The 5,057-nt window shown below is 52.6% G+C and carries 6 protein-coding genes, 4 tRNA genes and 2 rRNA genes; all 12 read left to right on the top strand.

Translation table 11 applies throughout. From position 1 onward, the window contains the following. Positions 1-297: ribosomal RNA gene (locus CFE47_RS30990) — 23S ribosomal RNA — on the top strand; the annotation flags it as partial. A gap of 157 nt (positions 298-454) precedes the next feature. Continuing rightward, a 5S ribosomal RNA gene (rrf, locus tag CFE47_RS30985) occupies positions 455-570 on the top strand. A 166-nt stretch (positions 571-736) separates the two neighbouring features. Next, positions 737-1,696, top strand: coding sequence for a bifunctional biotin--[acetyl-CoA-carboxylase] ligase/biotin operon repressor BirA (gene birA / locus CFE47_RS30980; protein ID WP_286842984.1), 960 nt, complete (start codon positions 737-739; stop codon positions 1,694-1,696). Beyond that, positions 1,686-2,435: a pantothenate kinase gene (locus CFE47_RS30975; protein ID WP_286842982.1), complete on the top strand. Its 750-nt coding sequence runs from the start codon at positions 1,686-1,688 to the stop codon at positions 2,433-2,435. The genes birA and CFE47_RS30975 overlap by 11 nt, the downstream gene beginning before the upstream one ends. 7 nt (positions 2,436-2,442) lie before the next feature. Then, a complete protein-coding gene (locus CFE47_RS30970) occupies positions 2,443-2,889 on the top strand; it encodes a hypothetical protein (RefSeq protein ID WP_286842980.1) in 447 nt (148 codons plus the stop codon). Positions 2,890-3,031: 142 nt separating this feature from the next. Continuing rightward, positions 3,032-3,116: transfer RNA gene (locus tag CFE47_RS30965), tRNA-Tyr, on the top strand. A gap of 24 nt (positions 3,117-3,140) precedes the next feature. Then, positions 3,141-3,214 (top strand) — tRNA-Gly (locus CFE47_RS30960). A gap of 26 nt (positions 3,215-3,240) precedes the next feature. Beyond that, positions 3,241-3,316: transfer RNA gene (locus CFE47_RS30955), tRNA-Thr, on the top strand. 161 nt (positions 3,317-3,477) lie between these two features. Continuing rightward, positions 3,478-3,553: transfer RNA gene (locus CFE47_RS30950), tRNA-Trp, on the top strand. Between the two features lie 45 nt (positions 3,554-3,598). Next, the gene (secE, locus tag CFE47_RS30945) at positions 3,599-3,967 is read left to right on the top strand and encodes a preprotein translocase subunit SecE (protein ID WP_185710876.1); all 369 of its coding nucleotides are present in this window, start codon (positions 3,599-3,601) and stop codon (positions 3,965-3,967) included. 9 nt (positions 3,968-3,976) lie between these two features. Continuing rightward, on the top strand, positions 3,977-4,510 hold the full coding sequence (gene nusG, locus CFE47_RS30940; protein ID WP_003176436.1) for a transcription termination/antitermination protein NusG: 534 nt from the start codon (positions 3,977-3,979) through the stop codon (positions 4,508-4,510). 117 nt (positions 4,511-4,627) lie between these two features. Beyond that, the coding region (rplK, locus tag CFE47_RS30935) for a 50S ribosomal protein L11 (protein ID WP_003176435.1) at positions 4,628-5,057 on the top strand (430 nt) is incomplete at its 3' end.

Raw genomic sequence — 5,057 nt, 5'->3', positions numbered from 1 at the left:
GTCCCTATCTGCCGTGGACGTTTGAGATTTGAGAGGGGCTGCTCCTAGTACGAGAGGACCGGAGTGGACGAACCTCTGGTGTTCCGGTTGTCACGCCAGTGGCATTGCCGGGTAGCTATGTTCGGAATAGATAACCGCTGAAAGCATCTAAGCGGGAAACTAGCCTCAAGATGAGATCTCACTGGAACCTTGAGTTCCCTGAAGGGCCGTCGAAGACTACGACGTTGATAGGTTGGGTGTGTAAGCGCTGTGAGGCGTTGAGCTAACCAATACTAATTGCCCGTGAGGCTTGACCATATAACACCCAAGCAATTTGCTGACCTGAAAAGGCACCAGATTGCGGTGTGTGAAGACGAAATGAACCGAAAGTTCGACGTTCACAAAACACCGAAAGCTGTCACATACCCAATTTGCTGAAGCGAGACCAACAGGTCACGACTCAGTACCCGAATTTCTTGACGACCATAGAGCATTGGAACCACCTGATCCCATCCCGAACTCAGTAGTGAAACGATGCATCGCCGATGGTAGTGTGGGGTTTCCCCATGTGAGAGTAGGTCATCGTCAAGATTAAATTCCAGAACCCCTGATTGCTAACGCAGTCAGGGGTTTTGTTTTGGGCGATCGAAAAGCGCTTACGGTAATCGTTTCTTCCTATGCAGCTAAAGCATTGCCTTTCTATGCAATGGCTTTGCGCATGGCTATCATGCCTGCCTCATTGTGAGGCGATCCTTGTATGCTGACGTTGTTAAATCTACTGAAAGACGGCCGATTCCATTCTGGAGAAGCGCTTGGCGCAGCCTTGGGCGTCAGTCGTAGCGCTGTGTGGAAGCAGCTCCAGCATATTGAGGCAGAGTTGAATCTGCCTATCCATAAGGTCCGAGGAAAGGGCTATCAGCTTGCATCGCCATTAGTATTTTTGAATGCTGAGGCAATTGCATCGAATGCGCCTGCTTTGCCATGGCCTGCTCATATTTCCGACACTATTGACTCCACCAATGCTGAAGCCTTGCGTCTAGTTGACGCAGGTTGCGTACCGCCGTTTCTAGTGCTCGCAGAGCAGCAGACAGCAGGAAGGGGGAGGCGAGGTCGTAAATGGGTCAGCCCATTCGCGCAAAATGTGTACTACAGCCTCGTGTTGCGTATCGAAGGTGGTTTGCGGCAGTTGGAAGGGCTAAGCCTCGTGGTTGGGCTTGCGGTCATGCGCGCCCTCCGTGAATTAGGCGTGCAAGGTGCTGCGTTGAAGTGGCCTAACGATGTGTTAGTCGGGGATAAAAAAATCGCCGGTATCTTGCTGGAATTGGTAGGGGATCCCGCTGATATTTGCCACGTTGTCCTTGGGGTTGGTGTCAATGTGAACATGCAGAAGGCGGAGGACGTTGATCAGCAATGGACTTCGGTTCGGCTTGAGACGGGCTTTGCAATTGACCGCAATCATCTGGTCGCGCAACTGGGTGTGCAGTTGCAAGACTATCTGAGTCGACATAAAGCCGGTGGTTTCGCCGCGCTCCAGGAGGAGTGGGAACAGAATCACCTTTGGCAGGGGCGGGCTGTATCGCTAATCGCGGGAGCCAACCAGATTGACGGTGATGTGCTGGGTGTCGATCATCAAGGCGCGTTACGTTTGAGTGTCGATGGTGTCGAAAAAATATACAGCGGTGGAGAGTTAAGCCTGAGGTTGCGTGATGATTCTTGAGCTCGACTGTGGGAACAGTTTTATCAAATGGCGCGTGCTTGAAGTTGATGGCTCGCTTGCCTCCGCAGAAGGTGTCGTTAGTTCGGATGCTGCGCTGATTGATGGCTTGATCGCCCTTCCTGAATTGTTGCTTACGCGCTGCCGATTGGTCAGTGTCAGGGCGCAGGAGGAGACGGGGCAGTTAGTTGACGCCCTGGTGAGTGCTTTTGGGGTTTCTGTGTCCTGCGCGGTATCTGCGCGAGAAATGGCCGGCGTGCGTAATGGCTATGATGACTTTGAGCGTCTAGGGCTGGATCGCTGGCTGGCGATGTTGGGTGGATATAAGTTGGCGTCTGGTGCTTGCCTGGTCCTGGATTTCGGCACGGCGGCAACTGCAGATTTTATTGCTGCCGACGGCGAGCACCTGGGGGGCTTCATCTGCCCGGGATTGCCGCTCATGCGCAATCAGTTGCGTACGCATACCCGGAAGATACGCTACGACGATGCGGCGGCTGAGCGAGCGCTGGAGCGCCTCCTGCCTGGTCATACAACCGTCGAGGCTGTCGAGCGAGGCTGTACTTTGATGCTGAGAGGGTTTGTATTGACTCAGCTAGAGCTGGCTCGAAGCTACTGGGGGGATGACTTTACTGTTTTCCTGACCGGTGGCGATGCTGATTTGGTTTCTGCGGCTGTGCCGCAGGCTCGGATTGTTCCTGACCTGGTTTTCGTTGGATTGGCGATGGCCTGCCCTTTGTCCTGAGGTTCTTATGCGCTGGCTGTTTTTGCTTTTACTCGTTCTGAATGTCTTCTACTACATATGGCATCAGCAAGAAGCGCCGTTGCGTGCCAAGGATGTCACGCCGCTTAGTCTCTACAAGGGTTCTCAGCAAGATATACGCCTTCTGAGTGAGTCGTCTGAAGCGGTTGCCCGTAGGGATCGTGCCAAGGCCACAGATGGGCAAAACACCTGTCTATATATCGGTGGCTTTACTGATCAGCGTCAGGCGCAATCTGTCGAGCAGCGTCTTACCAGTTTGGATATCAAGGCCAAGGTTTTGTTGCTGAACACGACTGACGCTTCGGGTTATTGGCTTCGTGTGGCCCCTGAAAGCAGGCGCCTGGCTGATGATCTGCCCTTTGAAAACCTTGCTAAGGAATTCAATGAGTTAAAACATAAAATAATGTTGTGCGAAGGCGTTGCAACTCTCGAATAGTTTGCATAGAATGGCGCCCGCTCCGCAGTGATGACCAAGTAGGTCAACAGCGCGAAGCAATCGTCAATGCAGCTAACCTCATAATTTAAATGAGAAAATGCTTGACAGAAGGTCGGCGTGATGTAAAATGCCGGCTCGCTTAGGAGGGGTTCCCGAGCGGCCAAAGGGATCAGACTGTAAATCTGACGTCTACGACTTCGAAGGTTCGAATCCTTCCCCCTCCACCATTTTTAGCGTGAGCTGCAAGCTCCGCGGGTATAGTTTAGTGGTAGAACCTCAGCCTTCCAAGCTGATGATGCGGGTTCGATTCCCGCTACCCGCTCCAAGTTTGCAGGTTGTGCAAGGTGTTTCGCTCTTGTAGCTCAGTTGGTAGAGCACACCCTTGGTAAGGGTGAGGTCAGCGGTTCAAATCCGCTCAAGAGCTCCATATAACAAGGCAGATATGAAAATATCTGCCTTTGTTTTAACAGCTGCCTCGGCTTGATGGTGTTGTGTCCGGTGTTGATGTCGGGCGATTTCAGGTCTCTGGGGGTTGGTTGTTGTAAAGTCTTTTTCAGGCCTGCATAATGGTCGGCCTGATTTTGTTTTAGGTCAGTAGCTCAATTGGCAGAGCGACGGTCTCCAAAACCGTAGGTTGGGGGTTCGATTCCCTCCTGACCTGCCAGATTCACGTGGTGTATCTGGCTTTCTTTTCACAGGATCTTCATAGATGACTCCTAAGGCTGAAGCTCAAAGCTCTCGTTTCGATCTGGTTAAGTGGCTCGCAGTAGTCGCTTTGGTGGTCGTAGGCGTTGTTGGCAATCAGTACTATTCTGCTTCGCCGATCCTGTACCGTGTGCTCGCTTTGCTTGTCATTGCTGCTGTAGCTGCCTTTGTAGGCCTGCAGACCGCTAAGGGCAAGTCGTTCGCGGTCCTGGTAAAGGAAGCTCGCACCGAAATTCGTAAAGTCGTTTGGCCGACTCGCCAAGAAACCACGCAGACCACATTGATTGTGGTGGCTGTTGTTCTGGTTATGGCGTTGCTGTTGTGGGGGCTTGATTCCCTGCTCGGCTGGCTTGTTTCCTTGATTGTTGGCTAAGGGTGTCCCGTGGCTAAGCGTTGGTACGTTGTGCATGCTTACTCGGGTTACGAGAAGCATGTTATGCGCTCTTTGCTGGAGCGCGTAAAGCTGGCAGGCATGGAAGATGGCTTCGGCGAAATTCTGGTTCCCACTGAAGAAGTGGTTGAAATGCGGAATGGCCAGAAGCGTAAAAGTGAACGTAAGTTCTTCCCTGGCTATGTGCTGGTTCAGATGGACATGAATGAAGGTACTTGGCACTTGGTCAAGGATACTCCTCGTGTCATGGGCTTTATCGGCGGTACTGCTGATAAGCCTGCTCCTATCACTGACAAAGAAGCAGAAGCAATTTTGCGTCGTGTTGCTGATGGTAGTGACAAGCCTAAGCCGAAGACGTTGTTCGAGCCGGGCGAGGTTGTTCGTGTCACAGATGGTCCGTTTGCTGATTTCAACGGTACTGTCGAAGAAGTTAACTACGAAAAGAGCCGAATCCAAGTGGCGGTGCTCATTTTCGGTCGCTCTACTCCGGTAGAGTTGGAGTTCAGCCAGGTCGAAAAGGTCTAGCTGATCAAGCATCCCAACCCCACAGCCTTAGGCTGTGGGGTTTTGTCGTCACTGGGATAAACGCGCAAGTAACCGGGGAGCCTCTCGAGGCGTTTGAACCCGTAATTGGAGTGCCTCATGGCCAAGAAGATTACCGCTTACATCAAGCTGCAAGTGAAGGCCGCTCAGGCCAACCCAAGTCCACCCGTCGGCCCAGCACTGGGTCAGCACGGTGTGAACATCATGGAATTCTGCAAGGCCTTCAACGCCCGTACTCAGGGTCTTGAGCCAGGTCTGCCGACTCCAGTGATCATCACTGTATATAGCGACCGTAGCTTCACTTTCGAAACCAAGTCGACCCCGGCTTCGGTTCTGCTGAAGAAAGCTGCTGGTCTGACTAGCGGTTCCGCTCGTCCTAACACCGTTAAGGTTGGCACCGTGACTCGTGCTCAGCTGGAAGAAATCGCGAAAACCAAAAACGCGGATCTGACTGCAGCTGATATGGATGCAGCCGTGCGTACCATCGCCGGTTCTGCTCGTAGCATGGGCCTTAACGTGGAGGGTGTGT

The organism is Pseudomonas sp. PGPPP1, assembly GCF_002255865.1.
Lineage (GTDB): Bacteria > Pseudomonadota > Gammaproteobacteria > Pseudomonadales > Pseudomonadaceae > Aquipseudomonas > Aquipseudomonas cremoris.
The sequence above is the reverse complement of the archived record's forward strand: the minus strand, read 5'-3'. Positions and strand labels throughout refer to the sequence as shown.